Origin of the sequence: Streptomyces sp. NPDC018000, from assembly GCF_044328025.1 — a bacterium.
Taxonomy (GTDB): domain Bacteria; phylum Actinomycetota; class Actinomycetes; order Streptomycetales; family Streptomycetaceae; genus Streptomyces.
In genome coordinates this window covers 80,660-100,843 of the sequence record NZ_JBIRGM010000014.1, presented here as the reverse complement: position 1 = coordinate 100,843, position 20,184 = coordinate 80,660, and the positions used below count along the sequence as shown (strand labels likewise).

Below are 20,184 nucleotides of genomic sequence, written 5' to 3'. Positions count from 1 at the left end.
CGATACAGAGTTGAAGCCCGGCACCCCGGGGACACCACCTGTCGTGGGTATAGCCGGGTGCCGAGAGGCCCCGCAGGTGTGATCACGCGGGTGCTGTCCCGGCTCCTGGCACCCACTGCAGCGATCCGGCCCCACGACAGGACCGGGCAAGCCGTCAAGCGATCACTGACCGCTTACGATCGCTGACTGCAACCTCAAACCTTCGTCCTGACACCCGCCCCACCGGTCAGAGACCACGCACGCCGCCCCGTTCCGAGCACGGAGGGGCACCGGACGAGAGAAGGGAACTGCCCGTGACCGCCGTGCGCGGAACATCAGTGGAAATCCCCACACAGGACGGCACCGCCGACGCCTACCTGGCCCATCCCGACGACGGAAGTCCCCACCCCGGGGTCCTGCTCTACACCGATGCCTTCGGAATCCGTCCTCACCTGAAGAAGAAGGCCGATCGTCTCGCGGAAGCGGGCTATACCGTCCTGGTCCCCAATGTCTTCTACCGCCATGGGCGAGCGCCGGTGGTCGCGCTTCCCGACTTCATCGACCCGGCCCGACGCCCGGAGATCTTTGAGCGTCTCGGTCCGATCATGCAGTCACTGACACCCGGTCCGGCGATGCGCGACGCCGGTGCCTACCTGACCTGGCTGGCGGACTGCCCCGTGGCCACTGACGGGCCGGTCGGTGTCACGGGCTACTGCATGGGAGCCGGCCTTGCCCTGCGTACCGCCGGCACCTACCCGGAGCGGGTCGCGGCCATGGCGGGCTTCCACGGAGGGAGCCTGGCCACAGACGCTGCCGACAGTCCGCACCTGCTCGCCGACCGGATCACTGCGGAGCTGTACTTCGGCCACGCCGACCAGGACCCCTCGCTGCCCCCCGAGCAGATCAACCGCCTCGACGATGCTCTCACCGCAGCCGGCGTGCGCCATCGCAGCGAGGTCTACACAGGGGCGCACCACGGCTTCACCCAGGCCGACACCGCCGCATACGACAGCACAGCGGACGAACGCCACTGGAAATCACTGATGGCGCTCCTGGACCGCATCCTCTGACCGGTGACGCGTTCAGATCGCGGTGACCGCACCACGGACATACGGTCGGCAAGGGCGCAGGCGCCCCACGCGCCTCTGTGCGCGGCCCGCGAACCGGGCCCATGTGGCGGTCGGTCCAAGAACGCAGGACACGAGAGGAAGCCGCGATGTCGGTCGAGAACACCCCCACTGTCTCCCTCGGGCCCGACAGCGGCCTGGACCAGGTATTTCAGCTGGCTCAGCAGCTGCGCGCGGACTCCGTTCGCGCCAGCACCGCCGCCGGCTCCGGTCATCCCACCTCCAGCCTGTCCGCCGCGGATCTGATGGCCGTCCTCATGACACGCCAACTGCGCTACGACTGGATGGACCCGAAGAACCCGGCCAACGACCACCTGATCTTCTCCAAGGGGCATGCCTCCCCCCTGCTGTACGCGATGTTCCTCGCCGCCGGTGCGATCGATGAAGAGGAACTGATGACCACCTACCGCCGCGACGGCGCTCGGCTGCAGGGCCACCCCACTCCGGTCCTGCCCTGGGTGGATGCTGCCACCGGTTCCCTGGGCCAGGGCATCGCCTACGGCGTCGGCATCGCGCTTGCCGGACGGGACCTGGAACACCAGCCGTACCGGGTGTGGGTGCTGTGCGGGGACAGCGAAATGACCGAAGGGTCGGTGTGGGAGGCCCTGGACAAGGCAGGCCGCCACCGGCTGGCCAACTTCGTCGCGATCATCGACGTCAACCGCCTCGGCCAGAGCGGCCCCACGGAGCTGGGCTGGGACACCGGCGCCTACGCCCGCCGTGCCGAGGCCTTCGGCTGCCGCGCCCTCGTCGTCGACGGCCATGACCTCGTGGCCGTCGCAGAAGCCCTGGCCGCCGCGGTCGACGGGCAGGCACCCACCGTCATCGTCGCCAAGACCGTCAAAGGTCAGGGTGTCTTCGAGGTCGCGGACGCCGAGGGCTGGCACGGCAAGCCACTGCCCGAGGATCTCGCCGCACGCGCCATCACCGAACTGGGTGGCGTACGTCACCTCACCGTCCGTGGCCCCCAGCCGCCCGCCGCCGCTCCCAGCACCCCGGCCGCTCCCGTGGAGGTGACGCTGCCGCGCTTCGAGGTCGGTGAAAGCGTCGCCACCCGCGTGGCGTTCGGCAAGGCGCTCGCCGCGATCGGCGCCCGGCCCGACATCGTGGCTCTGGACGCCGAGGTGGGCAACTCCACCCACGCGGAGGACTTCGGCAAGGCACACCCCGAGCGGTACTTCCAGATGTACATCGCCGAACAGCAGTTGATCGCCGGCGCGGTCGGTATGGCCGTACGCGGCTACCGTCCCTACGCCACCACCTTCGCCGCCTTCCTCACCCGAGCCCATGACTTCATCCGTATGGCGGCCGTCTCCCAGATCTCCATGAGCCTGTGCGGGACCCACTGCGGAGTCGAGATCGGTGCGGACGGCCCCTCCCAGATGGGCCTGGAAGACCTCGCCATGATGCGCGCCGTCCACGGCTCCACCGTGCTCTACCCCAGCGACGCCACATCCGCTGCCGCTCTGACCGCCGCAATGGCCTACCTGGACGGCATCTCCTACCTGCGCACCACCCGGGGCGCCTACCCCGTCCTCTATGCCCCCGACGAAACCTTCCCCGTCGGCGGGTCCAAGACCCTGCGCGCGAGCGAAAGCGACGAGGTCACCCTCATCGGTGCCGGGGTCACCGTCCACGAATGCCTCGCCGCCGCCGACCAGCTCGCTGCCGAGAACATCCCCGTCCGGGTTGTCGACCTGTACTCCGTCAAGCCCCTGGACCTCGACACGCTCGCCCGCGCCGCCCAGCAAACCGGCGCACTCGTCGTCGTCGAGGACCACCACCCAGAAGGCGGCATCGGCGAGGCTGTGCTGTCCGCACTCGCCGCACAGCGACTCACCCCCGCAGTCGTCCACCTCGCCGTGCGCAACCTGCCGGGCTCCGGAACCCCTTCCGAACTCCTCGACACCGCAGGTATCTCGCGCACCCACATCATCCGAACAGCCCACGATCTCGCTGGCCGCTGAGCGCTGCCGCCGTGGTCGGCGCGGAAGCACCGACACCGCGGCGATCGCCGGTGCGCTGACCCGGATACTGGACCGACGCGAACCCGTCGAACGAAGCGATAGCCGACGGTGGGCTGTCATGCCGGGGGACGGCCGAGGGACATAAGGTCAGGAACGCGGACCGCGGGACTGATCGCCGCGCGCTGCGTTCTTCTCCTTGATACGCACCGCTTCCTTCCGGACCTCGGCCTGGGTGGCGCGTTCCTGCTGGAGCCAGTCGGGGCTGTCCTTCTTCAGCGCCTCGATCTGCTCCGTGGTGAGGGCCTCCGTGATTCCGCCTCGGGCGAGACCCGAGATGGAGACGCCCAGCTTTGCCGCGACCACCGGCCGGGGGTGCGGGCCGTTGCGTCGCAGCTCCTGAAGCCACTCGGGCGGATCGGACTGCAGCGCGTTCAGCTCGGTGCGCGAGACGACACCCTCCCGGAACTCGGCGGGGGTGGCCTCGAGGTACACACCCAGCTTCTTTGCCGCGGTTGCGGGCTTCATTGTCTGGGTGGTCTTGTGCGACGTCATGGTGTCAAGGGTATCGAGCATGTGCGCTACCTCTGACCAGGGCCGGTAACCTGGCGAAGTGACAAGTTCGGAAGAAACCTCCTCGTTCCGGCTCGCGTATGTCCCGGGGGTGACGCCCACCAAGTGGGTGCGGATCTGGAACGAGCGGCTGCCCGACGTCCCGCTGACCCTCATCGGGGTGTCGGCCGCCGAGGCATCCGACGTGTTGCGGGGCGGCGGCGCCGACGTGGGTCTCGTGCGGTTGCCCATCGACCGGACGGGCCTCAGCGCGATCCCCCTCTACGCCGAGACGACGGTGGTCGTGATCCCGAAGGACCACGTCGTGGCGGCGGTCGACGAGGTCTCCGCCGAGGATCTCGCCGACGACATCGTGCTGCATCCGCTCGACGACACCCTCGAATGGGAGCACCGGCCGGGACGGCCCGCGATCGAGCGCCCCGCCACGACGGCGGACGCGATCGAGCTCGTGGCGGCAGGAGTGGGCCTTCTCGTCGTTCCGCAGTCGCTCGCCCGACTGCACCACCGCAAGGACCTCACATACCGACCGGTGTCGGACGCCCCCGAGTCGCGTGTCGCGCTGTCGTGGCTGGAGGACGAGACGACGGATCTGGTGGAGGACTTCATCGGAATCGTCCGGGGGCGGACCGTCAACAGCTCTCGGGGCCGCCCCAAGGCCCCGGCACAGCCGAAGGGCAAGCGTCCCGAAACCGGCGGTGCACGGCGCAAGCCCACAGCCGGCAAGGCGGCCGGGAAGAGCGTGCGGAGCGGTTCCGGCGGTGCCAAGGGCGGCAGGCGAGGAAAGCCTCGCCGCCGGTCCTAAGGGCTGTCCCGTAATCCCTGGTGGGCGCGCGACGACAGCTGCTTCCCCAAGCTCTCGGCTGCGCTCGAGCAGGGGAGGCCCCATCCTCGCCGCGTTGTCGGAACGCCCGAATACATCCAGTATTCGGGCGTCCCTCCGTCTTGCGATGCACCACATCTGACGCCGCGCGCTGATCCACCACGGATTACGGGACAGCCCTTAGTGATTCGAAAGGCACCTGGGCGGCTCGGCCTCAGGTTCAGCGCCTGCGCACCTTTGGTTCCGGCACGAGACGCACGACGCCGTTGAGCAGATGGTCGATCAGGTCGTGCGAGGGCTTGTCCGTGAGGTTGGTCAGCAGCCGGGCCAGGGTGTTGAGCAGAAACGGCGACCCCATGACGTAACGGTTGAGGACCGGCTGGAAACCCGAACGGCTGAAGACGAGGTCCGCGGCCGTGTTCCCGAGACGGTAGTAGCGCCCCCAGCGGCGGTTCATCTCGACGGGGTAGCCGCGCAGCACCTGCTCCCTCCGGGGCCCCCGCGGGAGAGCCAGGGCGAGCGCGGCGGTCTCGGCTGCGACTTCGCCGGCTTCCATGGCCTGGCCGATGCCCTCGCCGTTCCAGGGGCTGATCATGCCTCCGGAGTCGCCGACGAGAAGGAGCCCGCAGGTGTAGAGGGGGTGGCGGTTGAAGCCCAGCGGAAGGGCCGCGCTCCGGACAGGGCCCTCCGCGTTCTCCTCGCGCAGTCCCCAAGTGTGCGGGGTACGCGCCAGCCACTCGTCCAAGGTGGCGCGCAGGTCCGCCTTGCCATGCCGTCGGTGGGGCAGCGCCCCGAGACCGACATTGACCCGGCCGTCGCCCATGGGAAAGATCCAGCCGTATCCGGGCAGGTAGTGATCGCTCCCCGGGAAGCGGAGGTCGGCCCACAGCTCCAGGTACTCCTCCTGGGAACGCTCCGGACTTCGGTAGTAGCGGCGGGCGGCCGTCGCGATCTGCCGGCTCCTGTCCCGCTGCAGGCCCATGGTGAGGGCGAGGCGGGCGGCGGCGCCGTCGGCGGCGATGACGATCGGTGCGTGGAAGACCAATGGCTCCTTCACCGAGGTCGTGGCGGTGACACCGGTGATACGGCCGGAGTGGTCGGTGAGGGGCCGGGTCACCTTCACGCCGCTGCGCAGCCGTGCTCCGGCGGCGACGGCGTGCCGGGCCAGGATGTCGTCGAAGTCGTGTCGGCTGCGCGAGAGCCCGAAATCCGGGTAACGCCCGAGCGCGGGCCAGTCGATGTGCACCTGGTGGTTCCCGGCCACCCATCGCATCCCGCGTGAACGCGTCCACCCCGGAGCCTTGATGTCGACGCCCATCCTGATGAGCTGGTGCACCGCTCGTGGCGTCAAGCCGTCCCCGCACACCTTCTCCCGGGGAAAGTGAGACTTCTCCAGGAGCAGGACATCGACGCCCGCCGTGGCGAGGTGGAAGGCCGCGGCCGAGCCTGCCGGCCCCGCCCCCACCACGATCACCTGGGCTTCCTCGTCCGAGCCGTGGACGGACCGATCGTCCGACGGGGACTGGTCCGGCGTCGTTTCCCGCATGGGGACCCCTTCCTGTTCCTGGGACAGCGGGTGCCGTACCGAGGACGGCAGCCCTGCGCCTCATCATCGATCAAGGAGGGCCGGTGCGGAACCAGGCCTGGACGTCCGGTGGTCGCACGAGCCGTCATGGACGGCCACGAGCGCGCCGCTGGGGACAGCCCCGCGCCTACGACTCGAAGGAGCGCAGGACCGCCGGCACTCGCCTGCTGTATCCCGTGTTTCGAGCCGGCTTCTCCCGTTCGCCACGACGGCTCCCTGTCCGCCACCACACAGACGGTCGCCCCAGGGGTGCCCATGGGCAGGGCAGGCGGGGCGTCGGTCGCGGCGGGGCGTGCTCAGTACGGGAGCGGGCGGCCGGACGGGGTCCGCAGATCGAGCGGTGGCGGCCGCTTGGGCAGCTGCGGACGTCGGACGATCCTGATGCGGCCCATTGTCACCACCACCTGTCGGTCACCGGTCATATGCCCGGCGGGTTGCCCCTTCATGCGGCTCCGGCCAGCTCAACTGGCCGACTGGGCAAGCGTGTTGCGTCATCGGTCAGGGTGATGAGAGAAAGGCGCGGGAAGGCACCATCTTCCCGCCGCGCCGGGGACACCGCGCACACGCGCTCGCTGTCCTCCCGGCTATGACCCATGAGCGTGGCACGGGTGGGGAATCCGGCGGGGCTCCGCGGAGCTCCGGGTGACCGAGGGCGTGGGCGGCGGCGTACGGTGACGTACTTGCTTCGGCTGTTGAAGGCCGGCCCCTGTCGCCCGTGTCGCCGTCGCCCACGAACGAGCGACCGAACACTCGCATGTCGTCATGGCTTCGTCAATGAACTGCGAAGGCTGCTGAGGGACTCGGCGAATCTGGTCAAGCCGCGGTGGTGGGATCGCCCAACCACCTGGGCATGCGGGGCGATTATTCCAGGCCGGAGATCGTGAACACCGTACGCGCGGTCCGGCGGTCGATACGGTCGGCCAGTTGACGCAGCGCCGTCACCCCGCACCGCAGCGTCCCGCGCTCCACACTGCCCCGGGCGTCGTCGTCCAGCCGGTGCCAAAGTGCCGGATTGGCGAGGAACACCTGGGGGTCGACCTCGACCCGGCCGCCGTCCGCGTCACGGAGCACCAGGCGCTGGGAGACTCCGTCACACCAGCGCACCGACACCAATCGGTCGGTGCGCACGATCCGTTCGCGCACCAGACCGCGGCACGAAAGCCATCCGGCACCCGCGCGGACCCGAGGCGGCACCAGGACCACGAACAGCACGGCGGCCAGGCCTGTCCACAAGAGTGCGCGCAGCCAGGTGAGGTGACCGGCCGTCGTATCGACGGCAAGGAGCAGCCCGAGGAGCGTCACGGCGCAGCGGGCCGCGAACCGCAGGTGCCCCGCCCAGCCTTGGTCATGGGCGGTCGTATCGGGCGGAGGGTGTACCCGGCCGGTGCGCGGGCCGGGCACGGCTCGGATGTCACGTCGTCTCATGGCAGCGACGTTATGGAAGCCGGCCGGCCCGACAGCGTCCGTTGATGAACCACTGACGCCACAGCCGCAGGTCCTGACGGCTGCTTGACGGACGGTGCCGCGGTCCTGGCGGTACGGTCAGGAGGTCGGGGGCGGCAGCGGAGAGCGGCTCAGTCCTGCTCGTCGTCCCCGTCGTCCTCGCTGTTGTGTGCCTGTTGGTCGGGGGTCGGTGATTCGGCGGCCGGTGATTCGGGTCCGGTGGATGCGGTGGGCCCGGTGTCCGGGATATCGGCCGAGCCGGCATCCGGGGAGAACAGACTCATCCCCAGGTACACGGCCGCGAGGAAGGCGACCGTACCGGCAATGGCGCTGGCCACCCTGGGCCGACGCCTGATCGCCTCGCGGGCGCCGGTGCTCCGCCGGACGGGCGCCGACCGGGCCGCCGGACGCCGTCTGTGGCCGCCGGCCTGCGGTACGCGGTACGTCGTGACGCCCTCGGCCTGCTGAGCGGAGGCAGGCGTCTGGGAGGGACTGAAAGCGGGGGCAGGTGCCGAGGCATAGGGAACGCTCGGCGCTGTTGGAGGGACTGTGGGGGCGTACATGGGCATGGGCTCCGGCTGTCCGCGCCACGCTTCGCTCTGGAACCAGTCGGCGACCTGCTGGGCGCTCGGCCGGTCCTCGGGCTGCTTCGCGAGCAGCCCGAGCAGATAGGAGTCGAAGGCGGGTGACAGGCTGACGCCCCGTTGTCTGAGCGGCACGGGGGCAGTGTCGACATGCTGATAGAGCGTCGCGGTCGCGGTGTCGGAGCGGAACGGTGGCTCGCCCAGCAGGAGTTGGTAGATCACACAGCCGAGGGAGTACATATCGGACGCCGCACCGGCCGTACGGCCCAGGGCGCGCTCCGGGGCGAGATAGAGACTGGTGCCGACGATCTGCCCCGTGGTGGTCAGCGCGGCCGAAGGGTCGTCGACGAACTGGGCGATGCCGAAGTCGCCGATCTTGACGGTACCTTCGGCGTCCAGCATCAGGTTTCCGGGCTTGATGTCACGATGCACGATGCCCTGCCGATGGGCGGCGGCGAGCCCCGCGGCCGCCTGGCCCGCGATCCGGGCGACCTGCTCGGCGCCGAGCCGCTCCTCGGCCGCGAGCAGATCGCCCAGGCTTCTGCCCTCGACGAGCTCCATCACGAGGTAGAAGCGGTCCTCCCAGGCCCCGAAGTCGAACACGGCCACCAGATGAGGGTGGCTCAGGCGGGCCGCGGTCTGCGCCTCCAGACGGAACCGGGCGGTGGCCGACTCGTCCGCGTGATCGCCCAGCAGCAGCTTCACGGCCACCGCCCTGCCGAGCACTTCGTCGGCGGCGCGCCACACCTCACCCATGCCGCCGCGGCCTATGGGGGACAACAAGCGGTACCGACCAGCTACCAGCACCTGTGCACCAATCTCGAATTGTGGGCCGCTTCGACTGCCACGGCGGCACCCCGACCGGGATCGGGGCGAGGTGGGGGGCGCGCGGCATGATCAGGATATCGGGCCGCCGGACCTCGGCGACACGCCGAGCAGCCGCTCCGCTGTCCGCAGGGGGCGCGCCGGGCCGCAGCGCCGCGGATTCCTCACCAGGTGTCGACGAAGGGGCGGCGCCCTCCCGGGCCATGCCGCCCAGCTCCCGGCCGGGCCAGGCCGCCGTGGCGAGCGGGCCAGGAGCCGCCCAGACGAGGGTGGGGTCGGGGCCGCGCCGCAAGTTCATGACATCCAGCATGCCAAGACGGTGATCACCTCGGGCTGCCGGCAGCCGTGCGGCCCACCGATTCGACCAGCGGCAGGAGCCGGTGCGGCACCCGCTCGCGCAGCGCCACCTCGGTACGCGTCCTGACCACACCGGGCAGTTGGATCAACCGCTGGATCACATCTTCCAGATGCCCGTTGTCGCGGGCCACCACCCGGGCCAGCAGATCACCGCCGCCCGTGGTCGAGAAGGCCTCGACGATCTCCGGCACCGAGGCGAGCGCCTCACCGACTTCGTCCAGGTGCCCCTGGGTGACTTCCAGATGAACGAAGGCCAGCACCGGGTGACCCAGCGCGGCGGGGGACAGGACCGGGCCCGTACCGGTGATCACACCGTCCCGCTCCAGCCGGTCGATACGGGCCTGCAGGGTGCCACGGGCGACGGAGAGGATGCGTGCGTACTCACGCACGCTGGTACGCGGCTGCTCGATGAGCAACCGCAGGATGCGGGTGTCGAGGGCGTCCACCGCCATGGTCCGTTGGTCTCTTCCTGGTGGGCCGATCCGGGCTGCGACTGTACCAATGGCCCGGCACCGAACCCGTCGGACCGATCCGACGCCGCCTCGGCTCCCGTCTCGTACCCGTAGTCCTGCAGAGCTACAAAAAGGGTTCACACTCCGGTGGGACGCGGATTACAAGGCCCCGCCCATAACTTCCGTACCCGAAGCGCAGCCATCCGGGTACGGAGGAAACAACCCGTCATGTCGTCCCATCCGCGCAGAAGCCGTCTGTGCCGCGGCCTGCTCACCGCGCTGGTGGCCACCTCGGTGGCCGTGCCGATAGCGGGGTCCGCCTGCCCAGCGGCCGTACCGGCACCGGCCCCGACCGCCCAGGGCCCGTTGCGTACCGCTGCACCCGAGGCCCTCGCCGCGCGGTACGCCGCGACCCGTGCCGACATCGGGGCGGCCGAGCGGGCAGCCGCCGACCACGGCGACCGGAAGCGGGCCGCCGCGTTGCACGGCATGGCCGATTCCGCACGCAGTTTCCTCTCCTTCGACGGCCGTGACGGGGGCCGCAGCGTCGAGGTCTTCGGCGACCTGTCCCACGCCGAGCGGATCGCTGTGCTGGTCCCCGGCGCGGGCATCGGCGTCGACCACTACGGGCGTCTGCGGAACGGCGCGCTCGCACTCCACGGCGAGTTGGGCGGCCGGTCGGCCGTCGTCGCCTGGCTCGGATACGAACCGCCGACGATGCCGAGTCCGGCTTCGGTGACCTCGGAGCGGGCCGACGAGGCGGCCCCCGAACTACGCCGCTTCATGGGGGAATTGCTGAACCTGAGGCCCGCGTCCCGGACCTCCCTCGTCTGTCACTCCTATGGCTCCGTCGTCTGTGCCCGCGCTGCGCACGGGCTGCGGGTCGCGGACATCGTCCTGTACGGGAGCCCTGGCACCGGCTACGCAAACGCCGCCGACCTGCACACCCCGGCCACCGTCTGGGCGGGCCGTGGCAGCGACGACTGGGTCGCCGACGTGCCGCACATGAAGCTCCGACTTCCCTTTGTGGACATCGGGTTCGGCACGGACCCGGTCTCGCCCGAGTTCGGCGCCGAGGTCTTCGCGGCGGGCGACGGCGGCCACAGCGACTACCTGAAGCCCGGTTCCTTACCGCTGAAGAGCATCGCCCGGATCGTGGCCGGAACGGCCATGTCCGCAGAGATCTCGGGAGAGCGCCATGCGTGACTTCGTCCGGCGGATCGACTCCGCAACTCCTGCCGACCGTGACCGCGGGATCGACGCCCTGCGTGCCGTTGCCATCCTCGGCGTGGTTCTCGGCCACTGGCTGGTGACGGCACAGGTCGTCGACAGCGGCACCATGCACGGCTCGAGTCCGCTGCAGTACATGCCCCAATTCACCCCGGTCTCCTGGGTTTTCCAGACCCTTGCCGTCTTTTTCCTGGTCGGCGGACAGGTCGGCGCGAAGAGCTACGCCTGTGCCCGCGCCCGTGGCGAGAGCTACGGCCGCTGGCTCCGTGCGCGCATCACCCGGCTGCTGCGGCCGGTTGCCGTCGTGCTGGTCGTATGGACCGTGGCGGCGTGCACGATGCTCGCCTCCGGGGCGGACCAGGACACCGTGCGCGCGCTGTGCAAGCTCGTGTGGTCCCCGCTCTGGTTCCTGGTCGTCTTCGCGGCGCTGACGGCGGCGACCCCGCTCGTGACGAAGCTGCATCCGCTGTGGCCGTTCGCCGTCGTGCTGATCACAGACCTCTACCGGTTCGGCCTGGACACGCCCGGCGGCTTCGCCTCGGTCAACGTGGTGGCCGGCTGGCTGGTCCCGTACTGCCTGGGCGCGGCCTGGGCCCGGGGCGACCTGCGCAGCCGCAGGACCGGCTGGACACTGCTGCTCGGCGGAGCCGCCGCCACCACCGGACTCGTCCTCCGGGCCGGCTACCCCGCAGCCATGGTCGGAGTGCCCGGCCTGAAGATCTCCAACCTCGACCCGCCGACCCTCGCCGCGGTCACCTTCGGCCTCACCCAGTGCGGAGCGGCACTGCTGCTGCTCGGCCCGCTGCGCCGGGTGCTGCAGCGCCCGGCCGTCTGGGCGGCGGTGGCGACGGTGAACCTCGCCGCGATGACGATCTACCTGTGGCACCAGACCGCGATGATCGCGGTCACAGCGACCGGCCTGCTGCTGGGTGGGACCCTGACCGGCCTGCACACCGTCCCCGACACACCCGGCTGGGTACTCGCCCGACTCGCCTGGCTGCCCGTGTTCGCCATGGCGCTGCTGGTGTGCTGGGCGGCGTTCCGTGGTTACGAGCAGGGGAGGCCGAGAAAGAAAAGCATGGTCGTCCGAAAGGGGCCTCCCGCGAGGTCGGCGGCGGCGCGTCGTGTTTGATCTGCGGCCCGTGGAGCGGGACGACTTGGTGAAGCGGTCGACGGAGGCCACCGGGACCTCGCGCAGGGGGCGGGGCAACGCCCGTGGGGCTCGGGGCGTCGTCGCACTCGGCGCCGCGCTGGTGCTGGGGCACTGGGGGCAGCGGCTCGCCCCATCTAGGTCCGTTGGCCTGATTTAGGTCCGTTGGCCTACCCATGGTGCGCATCCGCAGCCAAACACTGAGCCAATGGCACAGCTGTTTCCCTCTCGTTTGAGCCAAAGGCCGAAGAGATGTTGTGATGTACCCGTCGATGGCGCTGCGGATCCCCGCGGCGCCTTTTTCATGCCGGTGCGCAGGGCCGGTGTGCAGAAGCGGGAGCATGCCGTGCTGAAGAGGATGTTCGTTTCCCCGGACCCGGGCCGACTGCGGCTGCGCAGCGGTGTCCGGGCCGTCCTCGGCATCGGGCTGGCTGTCGTGATGTGCGGCCTGACCGGTCATTCGCTCGTAGCGGCCATCACCGGCGGTCTTGCCGCGCTGCTGGCCTTGTTCACGGTGCTGGACACCACGGTGCGCGATCAGGCGATCACCACCGCCCTGCTGCCCGCCGTCGGATTCCCCGTGCTCGCCCTCGCCGCGGGACTGCACGACTATCCGTTGGCACGGGACGCGGCCTTTCTCGCGGTCATGGGCCTGGGTGTGTACGCCTGGCGTTGGGGGCCGCGCGGCCACTCACTGGGCGTGTTCGCGTTCATGGCCTTCTTTGCGGTGTCAAGTCGGCACTCGGCCGTCAGGCCTGCGTAGCGTGTGTTTTTGCTGGTCAAGCCTGGGTTCGAGCGTAGACGTCGATCTGCACGTGCGGGCAGGTGTACTCAACTGAATCAGGGCGTATGCTGACTGCTTGCTGATTTTCCTGACCAGCCGTCAGCCTCCCGGGCGCCTTCAACCAGCGGCGGCTGGTGAGCCCGGTCGGAGCAGCAGGCCTCTCGGAAGCGATCTGCGTTCGCCTCAATGCCGTGCATGCGGCAGGCCCGTTGCCGACGGGTGACGATCTGCTTGCTCTCCCTGCCGTGATCGGCCTCGACGACGAGTCGGCCGGCAGACCGCCGCCAGCTGCTTGCCACGGTCCCGGGCGTCGGCTTTGGTCAGCACCTGGACTCGGACGTACGAGCCGTCACCGTCGACGTTCGACAGGTGGTCGGCCGTCAGCTCGTGTACGAATGCCGCGGTGTTCTCGCGGAACATCGGATGGTCCGGCACCTGCTCGATTCGTCGGAGTTCGGTCGCCAGTTCCTGCGCGAGCTTCTTGGTGTCCCCGAAGGTTCCCGCAGCGCGATAGACGTCGTTCATCGGCGTTCCGGGCTTCTTGATGTGGATTCAGGCGTGAATCCTGCGTTCCGGAGATCCCCGTCGGCCTCCATGGTGCCGATTCCGTCCATGTTCGGCCCTCACACAAACAAGTGATGAGCGCCGTCCAGCAGTCGGCGCTCGAAGACGAGTCGGACGGCGGCGGACCCCTCGCCGACGGCGGTGACGACCCGCTTCACGCTGCCGCTGCGCGCGTCGCCGACGCAGAACACACCCGGCTCGCTCGTCTCGAAGGGCAGCGGTGCCCGGTCGGCTTCCCACGCGCTGTCGAGATCTTGTCCTGTGAGCAGGAAGCCGTCGCGATCCGTTGCCAGTTGGCCTCCGAGCCAGCTGGTGCAGGGCGTTGCGCCGATGAAGACGAATACGGCGTCGACCTCCAGGCGCGAACGCCGGCCGGCTCCTCGGTCGACGACGTCGATTCCGGTGACCGCGCCGAGTCCGCCACGACGATCACCGTGGACACCGCGGGCCGTACCATGAAGACGGCGGTCAGCGGCGGCACCGGCGACGCCGTGCCCTCGGTCTCACTGACCTATGATCCGGACAGCGGGCGAGTGACCTCCCAGTCCTCCAACGGGCAGACGGTCACCTACACCTATGACGCGCTTGGCCGCCAGACGGCCTACGACGACGGGGCGGGCAACACGTCAACGACGACGTACGACCTGCTCGGGCGTCCGCTCAAGGTCACGGACTCCGTGCCGTCCAGCACCACGTACACCTACGACACCATGGGCCGTACGAAGACCATCACCGACTCGGTGGCCGGCACCTTCAGCCCCGGCGGCCAGGTCCGGGGCGAGCGCGGCCAGCACATCGACGGCCTCGGCGATATACCGGTAGGCGGTGGTGGTGCCCACGTCGAAGCCCGCGGCGAGCTGCGCGTAAGTGTGCCCGCACCGCAGGTGGGCGAGGGCAAGCAGAGCCTGACGGCCCGTGCTCAGCCGGCGCCAGCGGGTACCGCGCTGCCGGCGATGGTCGCGCAACCGAGCGGACAGGAAGCGCAGGGCGGAGCTGGACACGTCGATCCCGGAAGGGTAGACAAGCATGCGAAGCCTCTGATGGAGACGGAATTCTTGGTTGAAAACCCATCTACCAGGGACTTCTCCTGTCCGTCAGCTCAACTACACAGCCTGCTTGACGGGGTGGACAACGCTCGTGCGGTGGCACACTGGTCGTCGTGTCCAACTCCTGCGCGCAGCCCATCTTGAGAACGGCGGAGCTCTCGGAGGGATTGCGCATCGTTGAGAGGCTGTTGGGGATCGCCGACCTGAGGGATCTGGAAGTCGATGGACGAGGCGGCGCAGGCCGCGGCGGATCGTGCGCTTCAGGTGCATGGGTGTGACTTCCTGTACGAAGGGCGTGGTGAGGCGGCTGGGAAGGGGGAGGCGATGCGACGTGGTGGCCCCCTCACGAGGTGCTTGATTGCGGGCGGATGTCTCAGGTGTGCATCCGGGCGTCGGTGTCGAACAGTTCGCGTTCGAGGGGGTGGAGCAGATGTTGAGTAATGAACGACCGGCCCGCGACCTTCCATAGACCGCGCCCCTTGGTGAGGGCGGAGACGGCCTGGGTTTCGACGCCGGTGAGGCCCAGCAGGGCTGCGGCGGAGCCGAGTTGGTCGGCTTCCTGGCGGTAGATGATGCGGGTGGAGCAGTCGGTGAGCAGGCCCTCGGCGAGCGCGCGGCCCCGGGAGCCGGCGTCGCCGGCGGTGAGCAGGTCGCTGAGGCGGTGGATGACCATTATGTTGGCGATGCCGAGGCCCCGGCTGAGCTTCCACTGGCTCTGCATGCGTTCCAGCAGTGCGAGGTGCCGCATCACGCGCCATGCCTCGTCGTAGATCACCCAGCGCCGTCCGCCGGTGGGGTCGGAGAGCGCGGACTCCATCCACGCGGAGGCGCAGGTCATCGCCAGGACGAGTGCGGTGTCATCGTCGGCGCCGCCGAGCCGGGACAGGCCGATGGACAGCATCGGCGCGGCCGGGTCGAAGGCCACGGTGCTCGGCGCGTCGAACATGCCGGCCAGGTCGCCGTGGACGAGGCGTCGCAGCGCGTGGGCCAGGTCCTCGGCCGCCTGTCCCAGGCGCCCGGAGGGGTCTGCGAGTGCGGCGTCGAGGCGCGCGGGTGAGCCGAGCACGTACGCGATGTCGCCGAGCAGCGGGGGCGTACCGGCGGTTTCGGCGTGCGCGACGGCCTGGTCGCGTGCCACGTCCAGGGCGGTGTGCTCCATCGGGTGCAGGTCGCGCCGAAGAACGGTCTTCGCGAGCGAACCGAGGAGAAGCAGGCGCCGCTTGCGGACCTCGCCCGCCCAGTCGTCCTCGCTGACGCCGTGCGGCCGGGTGGGGGCGTCCAGCGGGTTCAGTCGGCCGGGAAGGCCGGGACCCAGGGCGATGGTCTGCCCGCCCAGCGCCTGGGCGACCACGGTCCACTCGCCCTTCGGGTCGCACGGCACATAGATGCGGTAGCCGAAGGCCACGGCGCGCACGGCGAGGGACTTGGCCAGGGCGGACTTGCCCATGCCGATGATCCCGGCGAGCAGGATGTTCGGGTTCGTGAAGCCGTCGAGCCGCCCGTACAGCGCGAACGGGTCGTAGGTGAAGGCGGCCTCGGCATGCACGTCGCGGCCGACGTAGATGCCCTGGGCGCCCAGGCCGCCCTCGGCGAGGAACGGGTAGGCGCCACACGCGGTGGCGGTGGTCATCCGGTGGGCGGGGAGCTTGAGACGCCCGCCGCGGGCTGAGCCGGGACCCGGGCGGCCGACGGCCGGGTAGGTGGCGCGCAGTTCGGGATCGATGCCGGTCGCGGCGCGGCGGGCTTCGGGCCGGGCGGCGTGGCGGGCCTTGTCGCGGGCGGCGGCGAACTGGTCGCGGGCGGCGCGTGCCGTGCGGCGGTCGGTCTTGCGGGGAACGAACAGCGGACTGGCGCTGGCGCGGGTGGTTCGGGTGGGCATGGCGGTGGCGCTCCGGTGGTCAGTGGCGGGTGAGGCCGGTGAAGGGATCGCGCAGGTCGGCCGGGGTGTGGTCACGGCGGACGCGGGCGGCGGTGGCCAGGTGGCGCTGGCACACGGTGAGGTCGGGGGCGCCCTCGGGAAGGCGGGCCCGGCACGCCTCCCGAGGGCGCTCGGTGCCCGGGTGCGGGGCTGCGTGGTACGCGGCGTGGAGGTGCTCGGCTGCCTGCCACAGCCGGACGCGGCAGGCCCTCAGATGATCGCCCTCGGCGGTGGCCACCGGGGCGGTCCGGGCGGTGTGCGCGTCCAGCAGCCCGTACAGGGCGACCAAGTGGCCGTGCAGGGAGTCCAGTTCGGTGCGGCTGGCGGCGACGGGGGCGACGGGCATGTTGATGACGCGGTGGAAGTCGAGCGCGGCGGTGGCGAACGGGACGAAGTCCGCAGCCAGTTCTGGCATGGGCTCGGTCGGCATGGGGTGCCCTTCGGTAGAGCGCGGTCGGTGGTGCTGGGCCGTGCTAGGCCCCGGTGAGTCCGCCGCCGGCCTGGTTGATAAGGCGGCGGGCCGCCTTGAGGTCGAGCGTGAGGGCGACATACGCCTCGTGGGGTGCGGCGGCGGGGCCAGCGGCGGCCAGCAGATCGTCGTAGATCGGTCCGGCGAGCGGGGTCTGGGCGTTGCCGTTCTCGTGCCAGTAGCGGTTGAGCGCGTCGCCGGAGTCGGGGACGGTGCGCTCCAGGACCTGGACGCGGGCGATGTGCCCGGCGCGCGCGAGCGCGGCCAGGGCGCGGCCCCAGCCGGAGACGTTGCCGCTCTGGGCGGCCGGGTCCAGCAGGGCGAAGGCGCGGGAGGAGACCTTCACCACGGCGGTGAGGGTGGCGTGGTGCGGATTGTGAACCGCGCCGAGGCGGCCGTCTGGCGATGTGGCCACCCGCAGGGACGCGGCCGTGCCGGGCAGGTGGAGCAGTCCCTCTCGCCGCGGCCGGGTGGAGGGCCGGGCGAGCCAGACCAACTGCCTCCGCAAGCGCCGGAGCGCGTATCGGATCGCGATCGGGGCCCAGTCGGCGAGCGCGCGCCCGCGGTGGCGGATGAAGACCGCCGCGAGGACGACGGCCCACAGCGGTACGAGCTTGAGCGCTCCGGTCACGCCGGAGGTGAGCAGCACCGCGAGCAGAAGCAGACCGCAGACCGCGACGACCATCAGCTGAGGGGCCGACAGACCAAGCAGCACGCCCCGGCGCGAGCGGTGAGGGAACTTGACCGTGGCCGGACCATCGGGGTGAGAAGCGTCAGGGAGCATGGCGAAACCGTCCTTGGAACGTGAAGAGAAAGAAGAGAAGGAAAACGGGGCGAGCCGGGCGGGACCTCGGCCCGCCCCGTCAGCCGCGAGCTACGAGCCCGACCGGTCCGCTGGTTCGGGATAGACCCACCGCTGCGGGGTGGCGCCACCCTGGGGAGGAGGACCGCTGCGCCGTGCTGCTGGCGGGTCCAGGCGCGTGACCTGCGGCGGCGCGACCGAGGCGCCCTGTGGCGTCGGCCCGGAAACCACCGGCGTCGAGTCGGCCGCCTGGCTCTCACCGGGACGCTGGATGAGCGGGACTCCGCGGTCGCCGTCCGCGGGAGGGCGACGGATCAGAGCCCGTCCCTTGTCGCCGGTCGCATCGGGGTCCTCACCGAAGCGGAAGTTGGTCTGCTTCGGCTTGGCCTCACCACCGGAACCGCCGGTCGGGTCGATCCCGGAGGCGACACCGCCCGAACCCTGGCCCGGCACCTTCGACGGGCCCTGCGGAGCCCGCATCCCCGTGCCGGCCTGGACCGCGAGCTGCCCCGCCGTCTTCGCCGCACCCGCGGCGACCGCCATACCCGCGACACCGGTGCGGTGCAGATCGTCGTGACCGCCGCCATCGGCCGCCCAGTGCACGAACTTGTACGTGGCGTAGGGGCAAAGCAGCACCAGGACCATCACGACGATGCCCGCGATCGCGTCCGAAAGGGCGGCGAGTCCGTCGCTCGCGTCGGTCTTGCCCATGGCCGAGACGCCCAGCAGGAACACGATCGTCATCAGGAGCTTGGAGACGATCAGGGTGCTGGTCGCCTCGATCCAGCCGCGCCGCCAGCGCCGCGCGACCTCCCAGCCACCGCCGGCCCCGGCGAACACGGCCAGCGTGACCAGGACCAGGATGCCGACCTTGCGAGCGACCATCACCGCCCAGTAGAGAAAGGCGCCCACCGCGCAGCCGAGCGCGACGATCGCGGGGACGCCCCAGCCCAGGCCGAACATCGCCCCCAGTTCGTTGACCTTGATGATGCGGCGTACCGCGTCGTCCACCGAGCTGTTGGCCGCTTGGAAGAGGCCGGCGCTGAGCGCGTCGACCACAGTGATCGCGACGGTGGTGCAGGCGATGGCGGCGAAGGCGAACAGGACCCCGGCCGCGGTTCCGTACACCGCCTGAGCGAGGGCGCGTTCGTCCCGGCGCCAGGCGGCACGGGTGAGCTGAAGACAGAACGTGCCGACGGTGAGGATGAGACCGATGGGCAGGATCAGCTCGTAGTTGCTCCTGAACCATTCGGCGTTGAGATCGATGGCGGTGGTCATGTCGACGGCCTTCGAGGCCAAGTCCGCCGCGGCCTGGGCCATCTCGCCCATCGACTTGGCAATCCAGGCACCGATGCCGTCCGTGACGGCTTCGCCGGTCGCGCCGACCACACCGCCGACGGTGTCACAGACCGTACTCATCAGAGGAAGGTCACAAGCCCCCATGAGGGCACCTCCTTAAACAGGTTGAGAGCGATCACGGCGCGACGTTCGGCAGAACCCCGACGACGGCGCAGTCGCGATCCGGCCGGCACTGGACGGCGAGGGTCGTCGAGCGGGACTCGGCTCCGGCACCCGAGCCCTTCCAAGAGATGGCCTGCTTACCGGTGACCGTGACGGCGTAGACGTACGCCTCAGTGATCGCGCCTGGGTCCTGGGCCAGTGCGGTCTTGAACGCCTGCGGGAAGTGGCCCTCGCCGACCATGGCGCTGGCGTGCTGCCCGTTGTCACGCATCCGCGACCACAGCACCGGGCTGGGCACCTGGTCAGTGACCGACTGCCAGTCGGCATACTTCTTCTCGTCAGTCATCCACCGCTTGAGACCGGCCAGGTGCTCGGCCTGCGAGAACGACCGGGTGTCGTACGTCCACAGGACCTTGGTGGCGGCCTTGGCGAACTCGATCGGATCGGTCGTCCTGGGCGGGGCGGCCACCGCCACCCCGGCGTGCGCGGTGGCGGCAGGGGAGGGAGACGCCGAGGACGATGCGGGCGCGGGGGCGACGTTTTTCGCCGGGGCCGGGCTCTCCGGACGGGTGACGTACGCGACCAGGCCTGCGACGGCCAGCAGAACGGCGAGGACGATGCCGCCGATCGAGGCGCGGCGCAAAACCGAGGACGGGGCTCCGTGCCTCCGCTCCCCGACGGAAGGGAAACGTTTCGTCTGCATCAGTGAACCTGCGTCCCCATCGTCGAGAAGAACGCGACGATGCCGTTGGCCGCGCCGAGCAGCAGAGCACAGCCGGCGGCGACGACCGTGCCCTTCTTGCCGTTGGCCTCGGCCTGGTGGCCGCCGCTGTGGTGGCCCCAGGCCCAGACGATGGCGGAGACGGCGAGGGCTCCGACCACGGCGATGATGCCGAACAGATTGATGCTGCCCATGACCTTCTTCAGGACGTCGAGACCGGGCAGGCCGCCCTCGCTCGGCGTGACGCCGGGGTTGTACGCCAGGAACTGGGCGTGCTGAATGAGCTTCATTGGAACTCCAGTACGATTTTGGGCGCGCGAGGGCCCGGAA

At 70.2% G+C, this 20,184-nt stretch carries 18 protein-coding genes and 4 pseudogenes; 7 read left to right on the top strand and 15 right to left on the bottom strand.

Features of this window, described 5'->3' with window-relative positions:
* Nucleotides 1-293: 293 nt before the first annotated feature.
* The gene (locus tag ACH4EW_RS24665) at nt 294-1,049 is read left to right on the top strand and encodes a dienelactone hydrolase family protein (protein ID WP_398260307.1); all 756 of its coding nucleotides are present in this window, start codon (nt 294-296) and stop codon (nt 1,047-1,049) included.
* A 146-nt stretch (nt 1,050-1,195) separates the two neighbouring features.
* Nucleotides 1,196-3,073 carry a transketolase gene (locus ACH4EW_RS24660; RefSeq protein WP_398260305.1) on the top strand — a complete coding sequence of 626 codons (1,878 nt, stop codon included), beginning with the start codon at nt 1,196-1,198 and terminating at the stop codon, nt 3,071-3,073.
* 147 nt (nt 3,074-3,220) lie between these two features.
* On the opposite strand, the gene ACH4EW_RS24655 is transcribed toward ACH4EW_RS24660, so the two are convergent.
* Complete coding sequence (locus ACH4EW_RS24655) at nt 3,221-3,625, bottom strand: DUF5997 family protein (protein WP_398260303.1); 405 nt, start codon at nt 3,623-3,625, stop codon at nt 3,221-3,223.
* A 58-nt stretch (nt 3,626-3,683) separates the two neighbouring features.
* Here ACH4EW_RS24655 and ACH4EW_RS24650 point away from each other — a divergent pair, with 58 nt between their 5' ends.
* Nucleotides 3,684-4,445 carry a LysR family substrate-binding domain-containing protein gene (locus ACH4EW_RS24650; protein WP_398260301.1) on the top strand — a complete coding sequence of 254 codons (762 nt, stop codon included), beginning with the start codon at nt 3,684-3,686 and terminating at the stop codon, nt 4,443-4,445.
* A gap of 238 nt (nt 4,446-4,683) precedes the next feature.
* On the opposite strand, the gene ACH4EW_RS24645 is transcribed toward ACH4EW_RS24650, so the two are convergent.
* From ACH4EW_RS24645 to ACH4EW_RS24625, 5 genes are all read right to left on the bottom strand, one after another.
* A complete protein-coding gene (locus ACH4EW_RS24645) occupies nt 4,684-6,009 on the bottom strand; it encodes a geranylgeranyl reductase family protein (protein ID WP_398260299.1) in 1,326 nt (441 codons plus the stop codon).
* A gap of 335 nt (nt 6,010-6,344) precedes the next feature.
* A complete protein-coding gene (locus tag ACH4EW_RS24640; RefSeq protein ID WP_398260297.1) occupies nt 6,345-6,494 on the bottom strand; it encodes a hypothetical protein in 150 nt (49 codons plus the stop codon).
* Nucleotides 6,495-6,909: 415 nt separating this feature from the next.
* The gene (locus tag ACH4EW_RS24635) at nt 6,910-7,473 is read right to left on the bottom strand and encodes a hypothetical protein (protein ID WP_398260295.1); all 564 of its coding nucleotides are present in this window, start codon (nt 7,471-7,473) and stop codon (nt 6,910-6,912) included.
* Nucleotides 7,474-7,622: 149 nt separating this feature from the next.
* Nucleotides 7,623-8,831: a protein kinase gene (locus ACH4EW_RS24630; RefSeq protein WP_398260293.1), complete on the bottom strand. Its 1,209-nt coding sequence runs from the start codon at nt 8,829-8,831 to the stop codon at nt 7,623-7,625.
* A gap of 392 nt (nt 8,832-9,223) precedes the next feature.
* Nucleotides 9,224-9,709, bottom strand: a complete 486-nt coding sequence (locus tag ACH4EW_RS24625; RefSeq protein WP_398260291.1) for an Lrp/AsnC family transcriptional regulator — start codon at nt 9,707-9,709, stop codon at nt 9,224-9,226.
* 228 nt (nt 9,710-9,937) lie between these two features.
* Here ACH4EW_RS24625 and ACH4EW_RS24620 point away from each other — a divergent pair, with 228 nt between their 5' ends.
* The 3 genes and pseudogenes from ACH4EW_RS24620 to ACH4EW_RS24610 form a co-directional block, all read left to right on the top strand.
* On the top strand, nt 9,938-10,915 hold the full coding sequence (locus ACH4EW_RS24620; protein WP_398260289.1) for an alpha/beta hydrolase: 978 nt from the start codon (nt 9,938-9,940) through the stop codon (nt 10,913-10,915).
* Nucleotides 10,908-12,071 (top strand): acyltransferase, encoded by a 1,164-nt coding sequence (locus ACH4EW_RS24615; RefSeq protein WP_398260287.1) that lies wholly within the window; start codon nt 10,908-10,910, stop codon nt 12,069-12,071. The genes ACH4EW_RS24620 and ACH4EW_RS24615 overlap by 8 nt, the downstream gene beginning before the upstream one ends.
* A 364-nt stretch (nt 12,072-12,435) precedes the next feature.
* Nucleotides 12,436-12,834, top strand: a pseudogene (locus ACH4EW_RS24610) (FUSC family protein); the annotation flags it as partial.
* A 222-nt stretch (nt 12,835-13,056) separates the two neighbouring features.
* On the opposite strand, the gene ACH4EW_RS24605 reads toward ACH4EW_RS24610, so the two are convergent.
* Nucleotides 13,057-13,398: a hypothetical protein gene (locus ACH4EW_RS24605; protein WP_398260285.1), complete on the bottom strand. Its 342-nt coding sequence runs from the start codon at nt 13,396-13,398 to the stop codon at nt 13,057-13,059.
* Between the two features lie 98 nt (nt 13,399-13,496).
* Nucleotides 13,497-13,769 carry a hypothetical protein gene (locus ACH4EW_RS24600; RefSeq protein ID WP_398260414.1) on the bottom strand — a complete coding sequence of 91 codons (273 nt, stop codon included), beginning with the start codon at nt 13,767-13,769 and terminating at the stop codon, nt 13,497-13,499.
* A 123-nt stretch (nt 13,770-13,892) separates the two neighbouring features.
* Between ACH4EW_RS24600 and ACH4EW_RS24595 the strand changes: the two are divergent.
* A pseudogene (locus ACH4EW_RS24595) lies at nt 13,893-14,132 on the top strand (hypothetical protein); the annotation flags it as partial.
* A 69-nt stretch (nt 14,133-14,201) separates the two neighbouring features.
* On the opposite strand, the pseudogene ACH4EW_RS24590 reads toward ACH4EW_RS24595, so the two are convergent.
* The 7 genes and pseudogenes from ACH4EW_RS24590 to ACH4EW_RS24560 form a co-directional block, all read right to left on the bottom strand.
* Nucleotides 14,202-14,465: pseudogene (locus ACH4EW_RS24590) on the bottom strand (transposase family protein); the annotation flags it as partial.
* Nucleotides 14,466-14,856: 391 nt separating this feature from the next.
* On the bottom strand, nt 14,857-16,362 hold the full coding sequence (locus ACH4EW_RS24585; protein WP_398260283.1) for an ATP-binding protein: 1,506 nt from the start codon (nt 16,360-16,362) through the stop codon (nt 14,857-14,859).
* 19 nt (nt 16,363-16,381) lie between these two features.
* Entirely contained in the window at nt 16,382-16,831 is a 450-nt protein-coding gene (locus tag ACH4EW_RS24580) for a DUF6238 family protein (RefSeq protein ID WP_398260281.1), read from the bottom strand.
* 46 nt (nt 16,832-16,877) lie between these two features.
* Nucleotides 16,878-17,654 (bottom strand): annotated as a pseudogene (locus ACH4EW_RS24575) (SCO6880 family protein); the annotation flags it as partial.
* A 90-nt stretch (nt 17,655-17,744) separates the two neighbouring features.
* Nucleotides 17,745-19,115, bottom strand: a complete 1,371-nt coding sequence (locus ACH4EW_RS24570) for an ATP-binding protein (protein WP_398260279.1) — start codon at nt 19,113-19,115, stop codon at nt 17,745-17,747.
* A 31-nt stretch (nt 19,116-19,146) separates the two neighbouring features.
* Entirely contained in the window at nt 19,147-19,836 is a 690-nt protein-coding gene (locus ACH4EW_RS24565; RefSeq protein ID WP_398260277.1) for a hypothetical protein, read from the bottom strand.
* On the bottom strand, nt 19,836-20,144 hold the full coding sequence (locus tag ACH4EW_RS24560) for a DUF6112 family protein (protein ID WP_398260275.1): 309 nt from the start codon (nt 20,142-20,144) through the stop codon (nt 19,836-19,838). Before ACH4EW_RS24560 ends, ACH4EW_RS24565 begins: the two co-directional genes overlap by 1 nt.
* Between the last annotated feature and the right edge of the window lie 40 nt (nt 20,145-20,184).

Bases quoted from the DNA above. Each gene is read 5' to 3' on its own strand.
- ACH4EW_RS24660 (WP_398260305.1), top strand. From the start codon at position 1,196: ATGTCGGTCGAGAACACCCCCACTGTCTCCCTCGGGCCCGACAGCGGC.
- ACH4EW_RS24640 (WP_398260297.1), bottom strand. From the start codon at position 6,494: ATGAAGGGGCAACCCGCCGGGCATATGACCGGTGACCGACAGGTGGTG.
- ACH4EW_RS24655 (WP_398260303.1), bottom strand. From the start codon at position 3,625: ATGACGTCGCACAAGACCACCCAGACAATGAAGCCCGCAACCGCGGCA.
- ACH4EW_RS24565 (WP_398260277.1), bottom strand. From the start codon at position 19,836: ATGCAGACGAAACGTTTCCCTTCCGTCGGGGAGCGGAGGCACGGAGCC.
- ACH4EW_RS24560 (WP_398260275.1), bottom strand. From the start codon at position 20,144: ATGAAGCTCATTCAGCACGCCCAGTTCCTGGCGTACAACCCCGGCGTC.
- ACH4EW_RS24625 (WP_398260291.1), bottom strand. From the start codon at position 9,709: ATGGCGGTGGACGCCCTCGACACCCGCATCCTGCGGTTGCTCATCGAG.
- ACH4EW_RS24570 (WP_398260279.1), bottom strand. From the start codon at position 19,115: ATGGGGGCTTGTGACCTTCCTCTGATGAGTACGGTCTGTGACACCGTC.
- ACH4EW_RS24585 (WP_398260283.1), bottom strand. From the start codon at position 16,362: ATGCCCACCCGAACCACCCGCGCCAGCGCCAGTCCGCTGTTCGTTCCC.
- ACH4EW_RS24580 (WP_398260281.1), bottom strand. From the start codon at position 16,831: ATGCCGACCGAGCCCATGCCAGAACTGGCTGCGGACTTCGTCCCGTTC.
- ACH4EW_RS24635 (WP_398260295.1), bottom strand. From the start codon at position 7,473: ATGAGACGACGTGACATCCGAGCCGTGCCCGGCCCGCGCACCGGCCGG.
- ACH4EW_RS24620 (WP_398260289.1), top strand. From the start codon at position 9,938: ATGTCGTCCCATCCGCGCAGAAGCCGTCTGTGCCGCGGCCTGCTCACC.
- ACH4EW_RS24645 (WP_398260299.1), bottom strand. From the start codon at position 6,009: ATGCGGGAAACGACGCCGGACCAGTCCCCGTCGGACGATCGGTCCGTC.
- ACH4EW_RS24605 (WP_398260285.1), bottom strand. From the start codon at position 13,398: ATGAACGACGTCTATCGCGCTGCGGGAACCTTCGGGGACACCAAGAAG.
- ACH4EW_RS24615 (WP_398260287.1), top strand. From the start codon at position 10,908: ATGCGTGACTTCGTCCGGCGGATCGACTCCGCAACTCCTGCCGACCGT.
- ACH4EW_RS24630 (WP_398260293.1), bottom strand. From the start codon at position 8,831: ATGGGTGAGGTGTGGCGCGCCGCCGACGAAGTGCTCGGCAGGGCGGTG.